Genomic DNA, 18,914 nt, shown 5'->3' with positions numbered 1-18,914 from the left:
GCCGGATTACTACCTCTCCAAGTACGTGTTGAGGCGATGAAGGCTGATCCAAGCCCGCTCCGGAATTCTATCACGATATGGATGGGTTACTCGGCATTACCTAGCAAGGGGATAAGCAGTTCCGCAGGGCGCTTCCTGCCGTAAATATCTTTATCCGAAGTGAGATAGATTTCGCGGATCGGCTCCCGGTCCGTTTGAACGAGTCCTTGGGACAAAATCCATGCCGTGAGCTCGGGTATGACGGGACAGCTATAGCCGTACGGATCACAATGATGGAGAAGAGAGGCGGCTGTTTGCAGCTCCCGCAGGACATTCACTCGCACCCGGCCATTGGAAGGTATGTCCCTGGTTATAGGGAGGGCGACCTCAATGTCTGCCACATCAGCATTCCCGCCTGCGTCGTCATGCCAAAGGATGATAAGCTGTCCGGCTTCCTCCTCGCCTTGAAGAGCGGCATATTTCGTAATTTCATCAAGCAGGATACAAAGCTGGCTGCGGGGGACTTGGTCACGAATCGAAGCGACGCGCTGAGACGGGACCTTTCGGATTCGGATAGATTCCGCGGGATCCCCCGTCTCGATGTGCTCCAGGCGGGACATTCTGCTGTTTACCTCATCCAGCTGCAGCTGGAGACTTCGCACCGTCTCCTGAAGCTCCTTCATTTTCTCGGAAAGCTTGTCTCTTACGGCATCGGCTCTTATATTCTCTTCCAAAAACGGCTTAAGCTGTTCCAGCGTAAACCCCTGCTCTTTATAGGCGGCAATCCGCTTGACGGTCAGAAGCTGCTCCTCGGCGTAATAACGGTATCCGCTTTGTTCATCCACATGGGCCGGCTTGAGCAGGCCCAGCTCGTCATAATAGCGCAGTGCTTTGATGGACAGTCCGCTGACCTTGGCAAAAGCGCTGATCTTCATCATCCGATATGCCGCCTCCTTGTGTTTTTAGGTTTTTCAACCGTGTGGATAACGATATCATATCCTGCTCTTCAGCTGACGTAAATGGCCCGTTTTTGGTGGAATGACGTAAATCTGAATGAATGTCCGCAAGGAAATCTTAAGCTTCTAGTTTCAACGCGGAGCGGGAAGTATAAGGATAGGTAGACGACGAAGCAAGGAGGGAACCGCTCATGAGCAAATGGAAGGATGCATCGCGGGTTAGCCGTTATGCAGGAATCAGCATTTTATTGGGCGGGGCGTTGTTTGTTACAGCTACGCTGATGCACCCGCCGGCTACGGATCCGTGGACGGGGCACCATGTCATATCGATGATTCCGGACATGCTGACCTATTGGCAATGGGATCACAGCCTGATGCTGGCGGCCATATTATTGTGGCTGGGAGGACTGTCGCTCGGGGAGGCCGTCGCCGGCAGGCGCCCTGCTGCGATGTTGGCATCCCGCTTGTTCATTGCGGCGATCACGATATGGGTGCTCGTACTTGCGATGGAGTTAACCGTTCTTCCGGTCCTGGCCAAGGAGTGGGGTTCGGTGCAGGACCCTGGGACAGCCGCCTTGGGTGTGGGATTATTTGCTTTCGGCATTATGGCCGGCGACTTTGCCATGATGCTGGCCTGGATCGGAGTAAGCCTGCTTGGCCTTGCGCTGCTTGCTGGAGGCAATATGAAGCCCGTCTTGGCATGGATAGGCGTAGCAGCAGGATGGTGGGGAGCGATTGGGATACCTGTTGCACTGCTGCTTCCGAAATTAAGTGTGATCATCTACCCGGTCACCGCAGGCCCTGTGTTTATATGGACGATAATACTTGGGATTTACATGATCACTGGGCGGCATCTACAAGAAAAAACAGGAGACCTATAGGCCTCAGGCCTACGGGTTTCCTGCTTTTTTGCGAATCGGCACGAGGGTCCAATAGGTCCCACTCTTAGTTTCGTTCATTTCAGTAGGCATGCTCACACCATCATCCCGTTCACAGCTTTAATATAGCGGGCTCTGGCGATTAGAAAATAGATCGTTTGGGCAGCCAAGAATGCCGATGAGGCCGCCAATACAGGACCGCTAACATACGGAGCATCCAGATATCCAAGAACGGGACCGAGCACGACCAAGGACTGCACGGAGGCAACCAAGATCGGGATAAAGAACAGTACGGCAATCTGAATTGTTGCGGAGATATTCATCTCCCGGGCGCTGAGTCCGATTTTGGACAGGGAACGGTACATCGCCTGGTCCGCTGAAAGCTCCGTGTGCAGCTTGAAATACAGGAAGCTGGCGGTTGAAATCGAGAAGATCAAGGCGACAAACACCCCGATAAAGCTGAATAATGAGATGGCCTGTTTATTGGTGTAATAGTTCTCCGCCCTGGATTTTATATAACCTTCACTGATTGCGCTACCGTTCCATTCCGACAGCTCTTGGCCGAGCTTGGTTTCAGGATCGTCCTTCTGGGGGAGCCCTTGGGAACCGGGAAAAATAAACGGATAGGTATGATTCACACTGATTCTATTTGCTTTATCCCCGCTCCGCAGCTCTTCAAACATGGTGTCCGTAACGACCATCAATCTGCCGCTATACACCAAAGCCGCGATCCGGTCTGTGCGGTTCTCCAAGCTGAATGAGTAGGGCTGACCGGATAAATCGATATCCGCTTCCATTAGCTTCCCTTTACTCTTCTTCGCTGCATTCGGGGTTTCCGTCAATAAGGCTTCATTCTCGCCGAGTGCCCCAGCCGGCTTGGTATTCATCATGGCAGCCAAACGATCGTATTGGGACTGCGGCATGATGTGTAAGGAGTCCTCCCCATTCGCTGACAAGCGATAGTAGATGGTCTCGACCTCCGCACGTTTATACTTAAGCCCTTCTGACTGGAGTCGCTGTTCAATCAGGGCCAACTCATCCTGCACCTTAGTCTCGTCGGCATTGCTGTAGTAGGTGTAGCTAAGCGCGTAGGGGTTATCCAAATATACCGATCGAATCGATTGCTGCATGGCCAGCACGAAGCCGGTGCTCATGGAGGCCAGAGCCACGACAACCGTGACCAGGAACAGCATGCGGGCATTGTCCTTGATCTTGTAACTCATTTCGGAGATCCATAGCAGGTTCGTCCCTCTCCAAGTGGTCGTGCGATTTCGCTGCAGCATGCGAACCACCCATACGGATAGTTGGGAGTAGAAGAAATACGTGCCCAGAATGCCGGTAACCGCAGCAATCATCAGTCCTGTAGGGTCTAACTCCTTGACGCGAAGGACGGAAAAGCCGATGGTGAGCAGGATCACGCCCAAGAGGGCCAGGAACAGATTGGCTTTCGGTTCGGTCTTTGGTTTGCTGGTGCCTTTGAGAAGCTCCAAAACTTGATTCTTCCGGATAAACAGCAAGGTGAAGAGCGAAATGACGAGAAACAGCGCGGCGAACGCACCGGCGGTCAGCAGGATCGCTTTGACCGGCCAATAGAACGGCAGCTCGTCCATATCAATCACTTTGGTGCTGATGAGCAAGAACACCTTCGATAACAGCATTCCGCTGGCAATGCCCGTGATGATGGCAATGGCGCCAATGAGCGTGTTCTCCAGGAAAATCAGCCAATTGATCTGTTTGGCTTCGGCCCCGAGGATCGTAAGAATACCGAACTCCCGGTTCCGCGACTTCAGAAAGACGCTGATCGAATACAGCACGAACAAGAAGGCAAACACATACACGATTACGGTGGCAATGGTCATGCCCGTACGCGTCATGGCGCCCATTGGCGAATTCTCGATAGCCGGATGATAGATAAATACGGCATAGGTAAAGAAGATCATGACCATGAACGAGCTGCTTAAGAGATAGGCAAAATACTGACGTGCATTCCGCCGGACGTTGTTAAACGCGAATTGAGGAAAGTTCACTTGTATTCCCTCCCCAGAACGATAGCGTATCGATGATTTTTTGGAAAAAGGCCTGCCGGTTCTCGCCGCGGTGAATTTCGGCGGCAAGCTTGCCGTCCTTAATAAAAACGATGCGGTTGCAATAGCTTGCGGCCAAAGGATCGTGCGTAACCAGCATCAAGGTGGTACGGTCCCGCTCATTGATCTCGGCGAGCGACTCCATCACAATCCGCGAGGAATTCGAGTCGAGCGCTCCTGTCGGCTCATCCGCAAGGAGCAGCAGAGGCGCGCCGATGATCGCTCTGGCAATCGCGGTACGCTGCCTTTGGCCTCCTGAAATCTCGTATACGCGTCTATTGAGAATTTCGCGGATGCCAAGCCGCGAGGCGGTCTGCTGCAGTTGCTTCTCCATGTCCTTGAGCGGACGACGGTCCAGCGTCAGCGGAAGCACAATATTCTCGGCAACGGTTAACGTATCGAGCAGATTGAAATCCTGGAATACGAAGCCGAGCTGTCTCCGGCGGAAGTGGGCAAGCTCGCCCTTTTTCATGGTGTACGGATTCTTTCCCCCGATTTTGACCTCGCCGGAGCTTGGCCGATCGATGGTGGATACCATGTTCAGCAGCGTGGTTTTGCCGCTGCCCGAAGGGCCCATGATGCCGACGAATTCCCCTTCATCGATGGTGAGGTGAATATCGGTAAGAGCTTGTGTCGCCACTTTGCCCGTATATACTTTGTTTAATGCTGTGACTTCAAGAATAGCCATAACCCGTAAGCTCCTTTCTATATGCCTAATTAGTGTGCGAGTTCAAAAAGTCGGATTTTCAGCACCGAGAAGGTTGGATGAAGCTAGGGAGTGAGGAGCGGAGCGTACGTTTTGGGTACGTGAGCACCGGAAGGCCCGGCTGAATTCAAGATTCGATGCCGAGTTACTTCTTGACTCCCTACGTGATCAAAAGACGGCTTTTTGAACATCCTCTTAGTGTAACCTAACTCTATCGCATATTGCCCTGGCCCTGCTATGGATTTAGGTGAAACGGAGCTTACATCTGCCATAAGGTTATGTTCGTATTTTTTGTTCGTATTCTTTAGACGATGGATCTCACGATATCCTATGCCTATACAAAGAAGACACACCTAGTCTCGAGGTGTGCCTTGGTTATCAGCTCGGCGCAGCGTCAAGGTAACGGTGGTTCCTTCACCGAGCGTGGACTCCAGCTGTACGGAATGATCAAGCTTATGGGCGATTTCACGGACAAGATAAAGGCCCATGCCGGTGGATTCATGGTATTGCCTCCCGCGCTCTCCGGTGAAGTAGGGGTGGAACACCCGGTTGATATCCTCCGGCGCGATGCCGATCCCCTCATCGCATATGTGCAGCTTAACGAATGCTCCTGACGCTTCGGCTGTCAAATGAATCTTCTTACCGGGGCTGCCCGAATAGTTCACGGCATTCGTCAGAATCTGCCCCAGCATGAACCTGAACCATTTGGCATCCGTATAGACGGAGATCTGATCATCGATTTGGAACACCGGCGTAATGCCTTTACGAATGAACAGCCTGCGGTTCTCGACGACCGATTCGCTTACCACGGCACGGAGTCCGATGGATTCTACGGCGAAGTCCTGCTCGAACCGGTCTAAGCGGGCGGTGTACAGCACCATTTCCAGGCCTTTGCGTATCCGTTCGAGCTCTTCCCGAATATGCTCGGCGGGTGCTTCTCCGACTTCATCGAGAGTGAGCTGAATCACGGACAGCGGGGTCTTCATTTGATGCACCCAGCGGTTCATGAAGGCGAGATGCTGGTCGGTCTGGCTTTGATGCCGGTACAGCTGCTCGCGATATAAACGTTCATAATGGCTGATCCGCTCATGCATCGCCTCCGGCAGGGGCGCTTCACCCAAGGGAGGGTTGGAGAACTCCTCCGAAAGATCCTCGGAAGAAAGCTCCTGATACATCGTGCGGTGGGAAAGATAACGGTACGCAAGATAGGCGAGCAGCACGACGCTGCCCAGCAGAATCCCGTACAGCACGATGGCAAAGGGCCTGCCCTCCCCGGTAAGCCAATACAGGAGGGGGACAAGCAGCATTTGCACGGTAAAAAACAAGATGAGCGGGAGATGCTCCCGCAGGAACAGTCTCATAAGGGCTCCCTGCCCGTCACGAACCGGTAGCCTGCTCCCCGAACGGTCTCAATGAGGTCTCCGGCGCCCAATTCGCGAAGCTTGCGGCGAACCCTTGTGATATAGACATTTAACGTATTGTCATCGATGAAATGCTGATCCTCCCACATCAGATCCAGCAGCCGCTCGCGGCTGACCACGCGGCCGTCCTTTTCCATCAGCATCATCAGCAGGGCCGTCTCCTTTTGGGTAAGCTCGGCTGACCGGTCCCCATAGGCCACGACGAATCGCTCCGGATACAGGATGAGACCGGCGCCTTCAACGGTATGTTCCTCCTCTTGGCCGGTCGCATAAGCGCCAACCGCACGGCGCAGATGGCTGCGGATTTTGGCCAGAACGAGTTCCATGTCAAACGGCTTCGTAATATAATCATCGGCCCCGTTTTCCAGCGCCATGATCTGATCCATGCCGCTGTCGCGTGCCGAGATGAAAATAATCGGACAGTGGGACTGGGTTCGGATTTGCCGGCACCAATAGAAACCGTCGTATTTCGGCAGATTAACATCCAGCAGCACCAGATCCGGCTTCGTATCCGTAAAGATGTCCATGACGCGGCTGAAATCATCAATGATGCGTGCATTAAAATCATATTTGGAGATGGCCGAGCTTAATTTATCCGCGATGCGTTCATCGTCTTCCACGATCAGAATGGTGTACATCGATTCAACTCCTTTCCTCGCAAAACACCGCTCGCATTCAATATACCATACGCATCGTGCAGATTTCGTAAACGTCCGGTCGTACGGGTCATTGAACCCTTGCCCAGGCCCATGCATAAGATGTAGTCACAAATAAACCAACTGCCTGGAAAGGGCGTGACGGCATATGGGAATTCAACTGACCGCGATTCACTGGGTGTACCTGGCGTTTATCGTGCTGATCTTGACGCTGCTGATCCGGCGCCGCGACACGACGCTGATTTGCGTGACCGGCATCTTTGCGCTCGGCCTGCTGGCGACGGAGACACTCAGCGGCTCGGTCTCGGGCGTGTTCCAATCGTTCATTTATGCAACGAAAGAGCTGATGGGCACGATCATGATTATATCCATTATTGTGGCAATGAGCAGGGTGCTGATCAAGACCGGGATTAACGAGACGATGGTGGCGCCGTTAACGCGCTTTCTCCGCACGCCGGCGATGGCCTATTGGGGGATCGGCATCATTATGATGATCACTTCCTTCTTCTTCTGGCCTTCGCCTGCCGTGGCGTTAATCGGCGCCGTTCTGCTGCCGGTGGCGATTCGGGTCGGACTCCCTGCCCTCGGGGCCGCGGTAGCCATGAATCTGTTCGGTCATGGTATCGCGCTATCGGGCGACTATATTATCCAGGGAGCACCGAAGCTGACGGCCGATGCGGCAGGGCTGCCCGTAGCCAGTGTCATGGCCGCCAGCGTGCCGCTTGTTATCGTGATGGGAGCCGTTACAACCGTGACCGCGTTCTGGATGATGCGAAGGGATTTAAGAAACGGCACTTGGCGGGATGGACTCGTCACGATTAAAAGCACGGGAGATGCGCTCACGACCCATTCGGATGAGGAGCATGCGACGGCGGTTATATCGCCGGGGATGAAGAAATGGCTGGCGATTGCGATCCTGCTGCTGTTCGCTGCAGATGTTGCGGCGATGTTCCTCCTGAAGCTGCAGGGAGGGGATGCAACCGCTCTCGTTGGCGGCACGGCCGTCCTCATTCTTGGTGCCATTACCTTGATCGCTCACCGTAACCGGGGACTTGAGAAAGTCACCTCATATTTAATCGAGGGTCTTATGTTCGGCTTCAAAGTCTTCGGGCCCGTGATCCCGATCGCGGCCTTCTTCTACCTGGGCGATGCAGCTTTCGCGGAGTTGTTCGGAACCGTTCTGCCATCCGCCTCGCACGGCATCGTGAACGATCTGGGGGTTGCCCTTGCCCATGTGGTGCCGCTCAATGGTGCGGCGGGTGCGGTTACCTTGACCATTACCGGCATCATTACCGGTCTGGACGGCTCCGGCTTCTCCGGGATCTCGCTGGCCGGTTCGGTTGCGCAGCTGTTCGCTGCTGCGATCGGCTCCGGCGCCGAGACGCTGACTGCACTCGGCCAGGTGGCTGCCATCTGGGTTGGAGGCGGCACGCTGATTCCTTGGGCCCTTATTCCGGCGGCAGCTATATGCGGCGTCAGTCCGTTCGAGCTGGCCAGACGCAATCTGAAGCCTGTGCTGATCGGTCTTGCGGCCACAACGGCTGTAGCGATGTTTCTGATATAAGGGGATCTGAGCATCTGCAGAACGTCAACGAGCGCGGGCTTGTCAGCTCCGCGCTCGCACTCTCAATCCGTGGATGATCCGGCATCCGTTATCTTCATCTCGAGCTCATAGGTGATCGGGATGCGGCTGAAGGTATCATCCCACTGATCTTTTATCTGCTTCCACAGCTTTGGATGCTTGATCCGAAGCTGTTCACCGAATCCTCCAACGTCGACATGGTATACATGCTGCATCTTGTGCAGCACCTGATCGATTTGCTTGGAGGCTTGTTTTTCGAACACCTTCTCCATTTCTTTCAGATAGGATTCGGTGGAGGGGATCTCCGGAAAACTCCAGTCCTCAATTAACCGGCCTTCCGACCTGATTTTGATATGAAAGGAAATGTCGCCATCCTTAACTCTGGGGGTGATATTGCTGCTGGAATTCCTCGGCTCATAGGTAACCGTATACCCGGCAGGTGCGTACGCCTTAAGCGCTCCGCCCATGACTTCCCCCCTGATCCAAGACAAGCCTTCCACATCGAACTGAGTTAATTCTCCGATCCACTTCTTGGAGCTGCCTTTAATAATGGCGGCTCCCGAAAATTTGTGCTCGCCATTAGACGTAACCATGTTTTGCAGCAGAAAGCTGGTGCCCGACTGCAGGGTGCTGTCCAGCTTCATCAGCGTCACCGGAGGAAGGATTTTGTTGGACCGGCTTCGATTATCGACAAGTCCCGTCAAGTAGAAGGCGGGGACTTCTCCAGGCTCTGTCGAGCTTAATGCCTCGATCGCCTCCCGGTGGCTGACAACGACAAGGCAGCTTGGACGTATGGCGTTATCGCGAAGGATGAAATCGAAGATTTGCTCCAAGCTGTATTGTTTGGCCAATTCAGATGCAACGACAATTACCTTGAGATGGTCTCCGATTAGCGGACGGTCTCTCCGAACCGAGAACTGGCGGAAAATTTGGATCATGGAGTCTCCCGTCAGCTTTTCGTTCAAATAGGCCATGCTGGAACCTTGTGACCCGGCTGAACCGCCTTGGCCCTGCCTCTGGCCACGACCTGAGATAGGGGGAACAATCTGCACCGTCGCAGTCACCACATTCCTCTTCGGATAGGTTCCCCCTTGCCTGGTGATATCGCGCTCGAATCGGGATTCGTTGGCGACATCCAGCCCGAGTCCTACAACAATGCTCATGTCTTCAATTTCCTGGCTGCTCCAGCATCCGGTATTAAGGACAAGCAGCATGGCTGCGGTAACCCGCAGCGCTTGGCGGACCCTTCTGTTCATTTGGGCATCGCTCCTTTCTTGCGGGCCAAGCTGACCAGCAGCAATATCAGCGGCATGACTCCGAACAGAAAGACGGAGGCATAGCCGACCGTATCGCCGAGCTTGAAGGCTTCCGTCACGTCTTTAGGAATCATCGCGATGAGGAAGATGACAGGAAGCAATGCAAACACAAAGGGACGGAACTTTTTGTTAAATACTTGCGACCATCCTAGGGATGCCGCATACAGCGTAACGGTATAGGTAGAGAAAATCTGCATAATCCAGATGACGAGCAGGAGGGATTCGAACCGTTCAAAAATCAAGCCTTGCACTTCAAAGCTGCGCATCAGGTCCAAAGTGGGCCATGTTCTCGTCACCACGCCGTCAATCGACATCCCTCCGACAACCATAATGACGGTAAAGGTATACATCAAAACAGGTACCGATATGCCGATTATCACAGCACTAGTTGCCTTCTTGGGGAATTTCATAAAAGCTGTGGCAACAAGCATAATCTCATAGCCCGTAAAGGACAGAAGCGTCGGCTTGATCCCCCGCAATACAGGCATAATACCGGATCCAAGCACCGGTCTCAGGTTATCCACCTCAAAAATATTGCTGCTCAGCAGGAGGGCGAGAACCAAAAATACAAGCGTGATCGGCAGTATGATTTCATAGAGGCGGGCGATGCAGTTAATGCCCCCCAGCGCCAAATACAGGCCGATCCACATGAAGGGCAGGACGATTGCCCATATGGGCGTACCCTCCAGTAGAAATAATGCCGTCACCTCGGCCAAAATCCGAATCTCAAAAGCCGATATGACAATGAAATATCCGATAACCAGCAGGCTTAGGATGAATGCGATCCATTTGCCCGTAATTTCCGGAACAAATTGGAACCATGTCTTTCCTTGGAATCTTTTGCACAGCGATACTAAGATCCAGCCTGCTGCCAAAACGATAAGTCCGGACACGATGATGGAGATCCATGCGTCCGGCGTTCGAACGGCTTCTACGGTAGTTCTGGGGAGGGTAAGGATACCGGCCCCAAGCATATAGTTGATAACCATTACGGCAGCTTGCGAAGTGGAGATGTTCTCTTTAGGACTCGTGTTGGGACTGCTCATCGTTCTAACCTCTTTTCACTGCATGGATATCCTCAGTTTCTTCGGTCGCTATCATTTGGTTTTAACATACCGGGCCGCTTCTTCATCATTTTGAGCGGAGCTCTAATAATAAAATCCTTCCACTCGCTGATGTTATAAGGTGTCATAGGACTCACATAAGGAACGCCGAAGCTCTTCAGGCGTACCAGATGGCTGCAAATTAACAGGAAGAACAGGACGACGCCGAACAGTCCCAGCACCGCCGCGCTGAACATCCCGGTGAAACGAAGAATGCGAAGGGTAATTCCGGCGCTGTATACCGGAATGGTAAAGGACGAGATGGCGGTAACGGCAACGACGATCACCAGGAACGGGCTGACGATGCCAGCGTTGACGGCCGCATCGCCGATGATCAGACCGCCGACGATGCCCATCGCAGGTCCGATCGGCTTCGGGAGCCGGATTCCTGCTTCACGTAAGATTTCAATCGAGACCTCCATGATGAGCGCCTCGATGATCGAGGGGAACGGTACGCCTTGCCTTGTCTCGGTAATGGAAAGCGCCAGCTTGGTCGGAATCAAGCCGGGGTGATACGAGATGAATGAAATATAGAGCGCCGGGGCCAACAGGGCGAGCATAGCAGCCAGAAACCGCAATACACGAATAAAAGTCCCTGGCAGCCATCGATCATAGTAATCCTCCGGCGACTGGAGCAGCATGCTGAAGGTAACCGGGAGGATGAGAGCAAACGTGCTGCTAGACTAAAAAGTAGACATGGAGAACCGAGAATCGGGTAAAATGAATCTATCCAAATTCGAGGTGCTACCATGACGAAAAAATACGATAAAGAATTTAAACTGCAAACGATTCAGATGATCCAGGAAGAAGGGAAAGCGGTGGCGCAGGTCGCCCGCGAACTGGGGATCAGCGACAACACCCTGTATCGTTGGATGGCGGAATACAAGAAAGACGGCGCACAGGCCTTTCCAGGCAGTGGGCAACTGAAAGCCGACGATAAAGCAATGAGAGATCTTCAGAAACGCCTTCGTGATCTGGAAGAGGAGAACGACATCTTAAAAAAGGCGATGCACTACTTCGCCAAAGACCGGCGCTGATCTATGCCTTCATCCACGATCATCGCTTCAAGTGCCGAGTCTCGAAGATGTGCGAAGCCTTTGAAGTATCCCGAAGCGGCTATTACAAATGGACCCAGCGAAAAGCCAGCAAACGTGAAAAGCGACGTCGCAAGCTGGAGCGGCGGATCCGTCGTATCTTTCTAGAATCCCGTCGATTATATGGAAGCCCCAAAGTAGCAAAAGAACTGCACAAGCAGGGCATACGAGTGTCCGAGAAAACAGTCGCTCGGATCATGAAGGAGCTGGGTTTACGTTCTCGCACGGTGAAGAAATACAAGGCCACAACCAACTCGAAGCACAACCTGCCTGTCCAAGAGAACGTGTTGAACCGCGAGTTTAATCCGTCCGCTCCAAACAAGGCCTGGGTGGCTGATATTACGTATATCCCGACCGATGAGGGGTGGCTATACCTGGCAAGCATCATGGACCTGTACAGTCGTAAAATCGTTGGATTTCACATGGATGAGCGAATGACGAAAGAACTCGTGTTAACGGCGCTGGACCGCGCCCACAGCCAGCAGCGACCGTGCGAAGAGGTTCTGCATCATTCGGATCGCGGCAGCCAGTACGCTTCTCATGACTACCAGGCGCGGCTGCGCACCTACAAGATGAAAGGCAGTATGAGCCGCAAAGGGAACTGCTACGATAATGCGTGTATTGAATCGTTCCACAGTGTGCTTAAGAAAGAACTTGTCTACTTGGAGAAGTTCAAAACACGCAAGCAAGCCAAGAAACGCATTTTTGAATATATTACCTGCTTCTACAATGGAAAACGAATCCATTCCGCGATTGGGTATTCTACGCCCAATGAGTGCGAACGTATGTACCGATCTGCCGCATAATTTTCTCGATTCTTTGTGTCTACTCTATTGACAGAGGTACAAACGGGGTACCGTCCAGCAGAATGGCAACTCTTCCTTCCAGCAATCCGGCAATCACTCTGTCGGGTCTTTCGGTGTTCTGCACCTGCTGAAACGGACTCAGAACGTTGTCCTCGATCAGCTGCTCAATGTATCCGGATTCCATAGGATCATCGATTTCAATCCTTTGAATCCGGGAGGCTACCTCTTCCACCAGCTTGGAATCGGCGATGTCCCTCATGTAGGCCAAAACCAAGTCCTTCTTTACCCGGTTCCCTACTTCGAACTTTGTCATGACGAGACTCTCGTTTTGTCCGTGGAGCCGGAGCAGGCCCGTGTTGTCTCCGAGACGCTCGGTAAAGCCGACACGGGGACCGCGCAGAAGCGCCTCCGAGATCGGGTCCTCAATGCTCCGGCTCTTCCCTTTAGCGGCTCCGATAAGGAATGCGCCCTGCATCCCTTCCACCACCAGCCCGGTTTTACCGAACAGAACCGATTCCACGAACCTCTCCATCTCAGTCACGGCTTGAACTTCGCTGACCGTCATCACCTGTTCGGTTAAATAGTCTTTCATCGCACTGCTTGAATGAAGAAAGGCTGTCCGATGTTCTTCCGGTATGCCATGGAGCATTAGCGGTTTGAGCAGCTGCGTGACGACCAGGTCGATGTCCGTCAACCCTTCGACGAACAGGAGCACGGCCCTGACCCTCGTTCCACGGATCGTAATCTCACGGAATCGAACATCCGCCTGACCTCCGATAACTTTACGGATCGCCGTTAGGTCTGTATCGTACTTCCCGGTCAAACGGATATTCTTTAGCGGACTTTCCGTTCTAGGAGGGGAATACTTGTCCGGCTTCAAAGAAAAGCTGGAGTTTATGGATTTTCGGATCATCTTGAACATGGGTAAGAGCAGGAGAGGGATGATCAAGAGCAGAAAGGCTTGAGCAAAAACAGTCCACTTTGGAACGTAGTATAATACCGTCGACCACAACAATATCACCCCCGTAATTCCTCTGATTATCCGTCATAAATGAAGATCAAGTGTATTGTTACCCGATGCGGCGCCGAACATTCCGTTTTTTTCATTTTCAGAGAAGTGAACCCAAACGAAGAAAAGGGACATCCCGCAGGCCATGAATCCGGCCTTGAGGGATGTCCCTTGTAACAGTTACAAGTGAACCTTTAGCGTTCTTGCTTGGATAAGGAGAATGGAAGCTCCTCCGGAGTATAGGAACGGTAGCGGGGTGCCAAGCCAAGCCGGAAATCAAGGGTCTTTCCTGCCAAGATATCCTCATGCGTTATGAACAGCTTGGTGTATTCCTCGCCCCCGAGCTCCACTTTCGAAACGAAATTGGATTGCCGATTGTTGTTATCGGTATGAATGCGCATTTGCTTGCCGTTCGGCAGCTCAATGGTGACGCTGTCGAAGAGTGGAATACCGAGCACATATTCATTGCTTCCAGGACAAACCGGGTAGAAGCCCATCGCGCTGAATACGTACCACCCCGACATGCTGCCGTTGTCTTCATCCCCCGGGAAGCCGTCATAGCCGCTGTTGAACAGGTTGCTCATCAGCTGCTTCAGAACGACCTGGGACGAGGCTGGCTGCCCTACATAATTGAACAGATACGGAATATGAAAGCTCGGCTGATTGGAGATCGCCAGCTGCCCGTAATCGATCGCGGCCATCTCACTCATCTCATGGATTTCAAAGCCGTACCCGAGCACGTCGAAATCCGGCGCTTTGTTGCATAATTCGGTGATTTTGTCGAAAAAGCGTTCTTTGGAACCGTACGCTTGAATCAGGCCTTCGAAATCCTGGAATACGGCGAAGCTGTTCTGCCAGGCGCTGCCTTCGGCATAATCCCGGCCCCAAGCTGTATCGTCGAACTCTTGGCGGAACTGTCCGTTCTTATCCTTCGCCCGCATAAAGCCGGTGACGGGGTCGAAAATGTTCCGGTAATTCAATGCGCTTTGCCGGTATTGCTCAGCAATGCTCTCCTCGCCGAGCACGTCGGCAACACGGCTGATGCAGTAATCGCTGTAGGCATAGTCCAAGGTATGGTTCACGCTCTCGTGGTAGCTGCTTGGTACATACCCATATTGGAGGTAATCGAGCGTCCCTTGGCGCCCGTAGCAATTCTGTCCGCTCTGCGTCGTGGCTGCCTTCAGCATGGCCTGCAGCAGCTCAGGCATCAGGTGCATACCGATTCCTTTGGCGGCAGCATCTGCGATCACGGCATCAATCAGCGTCCCCGGCATCAGGCCGCGCTCGTCCGGAGAGAGCCACTTCGGCAGAAATCCGGCCTCGCGATAGGAATTCAGGAAGCCCTCGAGCATTTCCTCATACTCTTTCGGAGCAATGATGGAGTAAAGCGGATATACCGTTTTGTACGTATCCCAAAATCCGTTATTCGTGTACAAAATCCCCTTCTTGACCGTTTTAGCCGTCGTATCGTAATGGACCGGCTGCAGATCGGCGTCCAGTTCATAGAACTTCTGCGGAAACAGGAACATGCGGTACAGACAGGTATAGAATGTACGCAGGTATTCTTCGTTCGAATGCGTGACCTGGATTTTGCCTAGGTAATGATTCCACGACTCGGCAGCGCGGTCCTTCAGCTCATCCAGGGTGCCGGTGACTTCACGCTGAAGGTTAAGCTCGGCCTGCTCGATGCTGATAAACGAGGTTGCCAGCTTCACCTCCAACAACTCCCGCTCGCAGTCCTTGAATCGAATGACGGCATGTTGATCGGTGCCGCCCAGCGAGACTTCGGGAATGAAGGCACCTTCCGCGTCATAATATCCGGATGTCGAGAGGTCCACATCTTTGCTGAAGCTCATGGTCACATACATCCGGAAATCCTTGTCGTGGCAGTCGGCAAAATTGCTGACGTATCCGGTGAGCCTGCGCCCCGCGGCATCCAGGCGGAACTCGCTCTTATTGCTAACGTTCAGCACCAATCCGGCCTGCTGCTTGGAATTGTACCTTATGCGCATCGCCGCTCCGTAACAGGTTGGAACCAGCTCGGTCGTAATGTTGTAGCGCTGCTGCTTAACCCGCACATAGTGCGGCTTGAATACGGCCTCTTCCGGACGGTATGAGCTCTGACAAGTGAAGACGGAGCCTTTGATCTTGTCATCGGCGATCGGTGTCATCAGAAAGTGGGTGAAATCGCCCATCCAAGGACTTGGCTGATGCGTCAGCCGAATGCCCTGGAAGATGCGGTCATGCGGGTTAAAGAACCAGCTGCCTTCATTGTGGGTCTGCACAACGAAATGGTTCATGCCGAAAGGCACGCCTGTATAAGGAAGCGTGTTTCCGTTGGAATATGGATATCTGCTGTTGGAGCCTTGTCTTGTATCGATGTAATGCAGCATATGTACCTTCTCCTTTTTTATCAATTGAAAATAGATGCCGGGTTACAGCTTCTTGACGGTCTGGCGCTTGATGAGCCGCACCGGGACCACAACGTTCTCCTTGGCTTGAACTCGGGGCTGCTGCTCGATGAGCCCGATCAGGCTTTCGGCCGCAAGATATCCCATCCGCTCGAAGTCCTGCGAGATGGTGGTCAGCTTCGGCTCGATCAGACCGGCAAGCTGAATATCGTCAAAGCCCACGATGGAGAAATGGTCCGGGACGGACAACCCCCGTTCTTTGGCAGCTTGAATGATTTTGATGGCCATGAGGTCATTCTCGGCTACGATGCCTGTGATGCCTTGCTCTATCACGGATTCGATGAGCCGGACGAAATATTCCTGCGATGCAGGATTGTCATGGGCCAGACCCTGTTCGGTCAGATCAAGCATGCCGAGCTCGGTCAGGCCTGCCTCGAACAGCGCCTTCAAATAGCCGAAATAACGCTCCCGGAGCGAAGATGAGTCTTCGATCTTCTGGGACGAGAGAAAGGCGATTCTTGTGTGATTGTTCTCGATCAGATGCCGGGCAGCCTGGTAGCCGCCGTCGAAGTTATCGGCGACCACGGAGAGGAACGGAATCCCTTGGATGCATTTATCCATCGTGACGAGCGGATAGCCGGAAAGATGATACTGATACAAAATTCCCAGATCCGATACGCTGTTAACCGGGTAGAAGATCAGGCCCGAGTGGGAGGATTGAAGGGCGCTTTGCAGCAGTTTCCGCTGCCCGACAATCGTATTCGACTGGATGTTCAGCGTATAATCGGTCGCAGCCAGGTATTCGTTAATCCCTTTCTCGTAATCGCCGAGCCCGGGATTATGGGCAAACGGCAGGATCAGCAGAACGTCCTTGCCGCTTCTGTCGGAAGCTTGGTGGGGAGGCTGCGATGTACTGACGAAGCTGCCCTTCCCTTGGATCCGGTAGATCAGATTCTCATGCTCAAGCTCGGTCAGTGCCCGTTTGGATGTAATGCGGCTTACGTTATAAGTCTTCGAGATTTCAGCTTCGGTGGGCAGTTGATCCCCGCTCTGAAGCTCCCCGGATTCAATCTTTGCCCGTAACGCATTCGCGATTTGCTGGTATAGCGGAAATTGTTCCATGAATATCCCCTTATAATTTGATATATCATATATGCGGGATTCGTCAGAAAAATCGATAGGTTAATATTACATCATTTAAGTTGGTATGTCGAACCTGAAAAGTCGGTGGAAGAGGGAAATCTAATGTTTTAGTACTTCATTTTTCCTCGATGGACGGTGAGCGGGCGTGGTATTGCTTTATTTGTGGTATTTTAGTTTGTATCAGTTGTTATATCAAATTGAGGGGGCGCGGATTATTCAATCCGTTTTTCAATGATCCCTTATCATTTCCGGTTAGCCAGCTCTGCTGCTCAAATGTCCGGGAGTTTTCCGAAATATACTTTTATGTATTGTAAAACGGGAATATACGTTCTATATTGGAGAAAGATTGGAATATGAACAGGGAGGCTGGCGGGATGGGGAAAACGGCGTTGTTGGTCATTGACGTTCAGAATGCGATGTTTGAGGAAGGGGATCCGGTATTTGAGGGAGAACGGCTGCTGACAAACATCAAGCAGCTTATAGCTAAGGCCAGGAAGGACAATGTTCCCGTGGTCTACATACAACACAGCGATGAGGGCTTGGAGAAGGGGTCGGAGGCATGGAAGATTCATGCCGATATTGCACCTGCAAAGATGGATGCGATCGTTCACAAGACGAAGCCGGATTCATTCTATCAAACGACGCTTGAGGATGAATTGAAGCGTCACGGCGTCGAGCATCTCGTGCTTGCCGGAATGCAGACCGATCTGTGCGTGGATACGACATGCAGAAGGGCGGTAAGCCTGGGCTACCGGGTCACGCTGGTAAGAGACGCCCACAGCACCTGGAATAATTCGGCCCTGACCGCCCAGCAGATTATAGATCATCATAATGACGTCCTGCGATGGTTTGCGGCAATTCGACGGACGGAAGAGATCGATTTCCACGAAGAAGCCGGCGTGTAATCGCCGGCTTTTGGTCTGTTGGCTATTTAAAAAAGGTTTGGCCGATTCATAAATTTGATGAAAACAGTCCTCCGGGAATGGTTCCTTCCCAGCATTCTTGTACGGGCAATCCCAGCACATGCGCCGTAACGGCAGCCGTATCCATAATGCCGACCGGCGTTTGGATAGGGCCGGCGTTTACGGCAGGGCTCGTAATTCCCCAGGTGATGGTCATATCCATCGGATGGTCGCTGCCGTGATCATGCGAATGAGCACCGCCTCCGCCGTGGTCGCTCACGGTGATGACCCAGGTATCCTCCAGCAGTCCTTCCTTGCGCAAGCCGTCCATAATCCTTTGTACGTATTGATCCGTGACGGCAATCTGCGCGAGCTGACCGGAAGTGCCGAAGCCGTGTTGATGGCCGGCGGCGTCCGGATGGTCAAGCTGGATGAACATCAGCTTGAAATCGGGATGCTGATGTATATAAGCGGTGATGGCTTCCGCGAGCTCAGGGTCCGGCATGGATTCCATGTGGACGCCCAGATCGTTTTCAATGATCCCTCTGTTGATCGGCTCCCAGCAGCTGAACGCGGCTAACGGTGCATCCGGCCACTTCCGGCGGGCCAGCTTGAAGAGCGAGGCGTAAGGGAAGTCGGAAGGGGTCTTGCGATGAATCGCTTTGTCGTTGTTAAGCCCGTGACGCTCCGGGCTCACGCCGTATAAGAGCGAACCCCAGCACTCTGCACTGATGCTGGGATAAACGGTCCGTGCCTCATAGGTATACGCTCCGCTTTGCAGAAGCTCAAGCAGATGAGGGGCGTCTGCTTGACGGATGAATCCGCCCGCCCCGTCGATTCCAAGAATGACGACTCGTTGTGCCATAGA

General features: G+C 52.9%; 15 protein-coding genes and 1 pseudogene. 4 read left to right on the top strand and 12 right to left on the bottom strand.

Going from position 1 to position 18,914, the window contains the following annotated elements; genetic code table 11:
* Window positions 1–86 precede the first annotated feature (86 nt).
* A complete protein-coding gene (locus NST08_RS28355) occupies window positions 87–917 on the bottom strand; it encodes a MerR family transcriptional regulator (protein WP_341342577.1) in 831 nt (276 codons plus the stop codon).
* A 209-nt stretch (window positions 918–1,126) separates the two neighbouring features.
* On the opposite strand from NST08_RS28355, the gene NST08_RS28350 reads away from it, so the two are divergent.
* Window positions 1,127–1,816: a hypothetical protein gene (locus NST08_RS28350; RefSeq protein WP_341342576.1), complete on the top strand. Its 690-nt coding sequence runs from the start codon at window positions 1,127–1,129 to the stop codon at window positions 1,814–1,816.
* Between the two features lie 92 nt (window positions 1,817–1,908).
* Here the strand turns inward: NST08_RS28350 and NST08_RS28345 are convergent, their stop codons facing one another.
* The 4 genes from NST08_RS28345 to NST08_RS28330 form a co-directional block, all read right to left on the bottom strand.
* Window positions 1,909–3,840: an ABC transporter permease gene (locus tag NST08_RS28345; protein WP_341342575.1), complete on the bottom strand. Its 1,932-nt coding sequence runs from the start codon at window positions 3,838–3,840 to the stop codon at window positions 1,909–1,911.
* Complete coding sequence (locus NST08_RS28340) at window positions 3,815–4,585, bottom strand: ABC transporter ATP-binding protein (protein WP_251535818.1); 771 nt, start codon at window positions 4,583–4,585, stop codon at window positions 3,815–3,817. Before NST08_RS28340 ends, NST08_RS28345 begins: the two co-directional genes overlap by 26 nt.
* 371 nt (window positions 4,586–4,956) lie before the next feature.
* Window positions 4,957–5,964 (bottom strand): sensor histidine kinase, encoded by a 1,008-nt coding sequence (locus NST08_RS28335; RefSeq protein ID WP_341034727.1) that lies wholly within the window; start codon window positions 5,962–5,964, stop codon window positions 4,957–4,959.
* The gene (locus tag NST08_RS28330; protein WP_251535816.1) at window positions 5,961–6,662 is read right to left on the bottom strand and encodes a response regulator transcription factor; all 702 of its coding nucleotides are present in this window, start codon (window positions 6,660–6,662) and stop codon (window positions 5,961–5,963) included. The genes NST08_RS28335 and NST08_RS28330 overlap by 4 nt, the downstream gene beginning before the upstream one ends.
* A 166-nt stretch (window positions 6,663–6,828) precedes the next feature.
* On the opposite strand from NST08_RS28330, the gene NST08_RS28325 reads away from it, so the two are divergent.
* Window positions 6,829–8,244, top strand: coding sequence for a hypothetical protein (locus NST08_RS28325; protein ID WP_341342574.1), 1,416 nt, complete (start codon window positions 6,829–6,831; stop codon window positions 8,242–8,244).
* Between the two features lie 62 nt (window positions 8,245–8,306).
* Here NST08_RS28325 and NST08_RS28320 read toward each other — a convergent pair whose 3' ends face one another.
* The 3 genes and pseudogenes from NST08_RS28320 to NST08_RS28310 form a co-directional block, all read right to left on the bottom strand.
* The gene (locus NST08_RS28320; RefSeq protein ID WP_341342573.1) at window positions 8,307–9,518 is read right to left on the bottom strand and encodes a Ger(x)C family spore germination protein; all 1,212 of its coding nucleotides are present in this window, start codon (window positions 9,516–9,518) and stop codon (window positions 8,307–8,309) included.
* Window positions 9,515–10,624, bottom strand: a complete 1,110-nt coding sequence (locus tag NST08_RS28315; protein ID WP_341342572.1) for a spore germination protein — start codon at window positions 10,622–10,624, stop codon at window positions 9,515–9,517. The genes NST08_RS28320 and NST08_RS28315 overlap by 4 nt, the downstream gene beginning before the upstream one ends.
* Before the next feature lie 32 nt (window positions 10,625–10,656).
* Window positions 10,657–11,352: pseudogene (locus tag NST08_RS28310) on the bottom strand (spore germination protein); the annotation flags it as partial.
* A 78-nt stretch (window positions 11,353–11,430) separates the two neighbouring features.
* Between NST08_RS28310 and NST08_RS28305 the strand changes: the two are divergent.
* Window positions 11,431–12,581 (top strand): IS3 family transposase gene (locus NST08_RS28305; protein WP_248931314.1). Its coding sequence is split into 2 segments (ribosomal slippage): window positions 11,431–11,686 and window positions 11,686–12,581, totalling 1,152 coding nucleotides; the frame shifts between segments, so codons are not numbered across the junction.
* A gap of 19 nt (window positions 12,582–12,600) precedes the next feature.
* On the opposite strand, the gene NST08_RS28300 is transcribed toward NST08_RS28305, so the two are convergent.
* From NST08_RS28300 to NST08_RS28290, 3 genes are all read right to left on the bottom strand, one after another.
* Window positions 12,601–13,602: a spore germination protein gene (locus tag NST08_RS28300; protein ID WP_341342571.1), complete on the bottom strand. Its 1,002-nt coding sequence runs from the start codon at window positions 13,600–13,602 to the stop codon at window positions 12,601–12,603.
* 182 nt (window positions 13,603–13,784) lie between these two features.
* Window positions 13,785–15,983 (bottom strand): GH92 family glycosyl hydrolase, encoded by a 2,199-nt coding sequence (locus NST08_RS28295; protein WP_341342570.1) that lies wholly within the window; start codon window positions 15,981–15,983, stop codon window positions 13,785–13,787.
* Between the two features lie 42 nt (window positions 15,984–16,025).
* Window positions 16,026–17,123 (bottom strand): GntR family transcriptional regulator, encoded by a 1,098-nt coding sequence (locus NST08_RS28290; RefSeq protein ID WP_341342569.1) that lies wholly within the window; start codon window positions 17,121–17,123, stop codon window positions 16,026–16,028.
* Between the two features lie 395 nt (window positions 17,124–17,518).
* Here NST08_RS28290 and NST08_RS28285 point away from each other — a divergent pair, with 395 nt between their 5' ends.
* A complete protein-coding gene (locus tag NST08_RS28285; protein WP_007128985.1) occupies window positions 17,519–18,049 on the top strand; it encodes a cysteine hydrolase family protein in 531 nt (176 codons plus the stop codon).
* Between the two features lie 46 nt (window positions 18,050–18,095).
* On the opposite strand, the gene NST08_RS28280 is transcribed toward NST08_RS28285, so the two are convergent.
* Entirely contained in the window at window positions 18,096–18,911 is an 816-nt protein-coding gene (locus tag NST08_RS28280; RefSeq protein WP_341342568.1) for an alkaline phosphatase family protein, read from the bottom strand.
* Between the last annotated feature and the right edge of the window lie 3 nt (window positions 18,912–18,914).

Source organism: Paenibacillus sp. FSL K6-1566 (assembly GCF_038050475.1).
Taxonomy (GTDB): domain Bacteria; phylum Bacillota; class Bacilli; order Paenibacillales; family Paenibacillaceae; genus Paenibacillus_AQ; species Paenibacillus_AQ lactis.
This window is presented reverse-complemented; position numbering and strand designations above follow the sequence as displayed.

Coding starts and splice junctions, on each gene's coding strand:
- NST08_RS28340 (WP_251535818.1), bottom strand. CDS start 4,585: ATGGCTATTCTTGAAGTCACAGCATTAAACAAAGTATATACGGGCAAA.
- NST08_RS28280 (WP_341342568.1), bottom strand. CDS start 18,911: ATGGCACAACGAGTCGTCATTCTTGGAATCGACGGGGCGGGCGGATTC.
- NST08_RS28330 (WP_251535816.1), bottom strand. CDS start 6,662: ATGTACACCATTCTGATCGTGGAAGACGATGAACGCATCGCGGATAAA.
- NST08_RS28290 (WP_341342569.1), bottom strand. CDS start 17,123: ATGGAACAATTTCCGCTATACCAGCAAATCGCGAATGCGTTACGGGCA.
- NST08_RS28295 (WP_341342570.1), bottom strand. CDS start 15,983: ATGCTGCATTACATCGATACAAGACAAGGCTCCAACAGCAGATATCCA.
- NST08_RS28315 (WP_341342572.1), bottom strand. CDS start 10,624: ATGAGCAGTCCCAACACGAGTCCTAAAGAGAACATCTCCACTTCGCAA.
- NST08_RS28325 (WP_341342574.1), top strand. CDS start 6,829: ATGGGAATTCAACTGACCGCGATTCACTGGGTGTACCTGGCGTTTATC.
- NST08_RS28335 (WP_341034727.1), bottom strand. CDS start 5,964: ATGAGACTGTTCCTGCGGGAGCATCTCCCGCTCATCTTGTTTTTTACC.
- NST08_RS28285 (WP_007128985.1), top strand. CDS start 17,519: ATGGGGAAAACGGCGTTGTTGGTCATTGACGTTCAGAATGCGATGTTT.
- NST08_RS28320 (WP_341342573.1), bottom strand. CDS start 9,518: ATGAACAGAAGGGTCCGCCAAGCGCTGCGGGTTACCGCAGCCATGCTG.
- NST08_RS28350 (WP_341342576.1), top strand. CDS start 1,127: ATGAGCAAATGGAAGGATGCATCGCGGGTTAGCCGTTATGCAGGAATC.
- NST08_RS28355 (WP_341342577.1), bottom strand. CDS start 917: ATGATGAAGATCAGCGCTTTTGCCAAGGTCAGCGGACTGTCCATCAAA.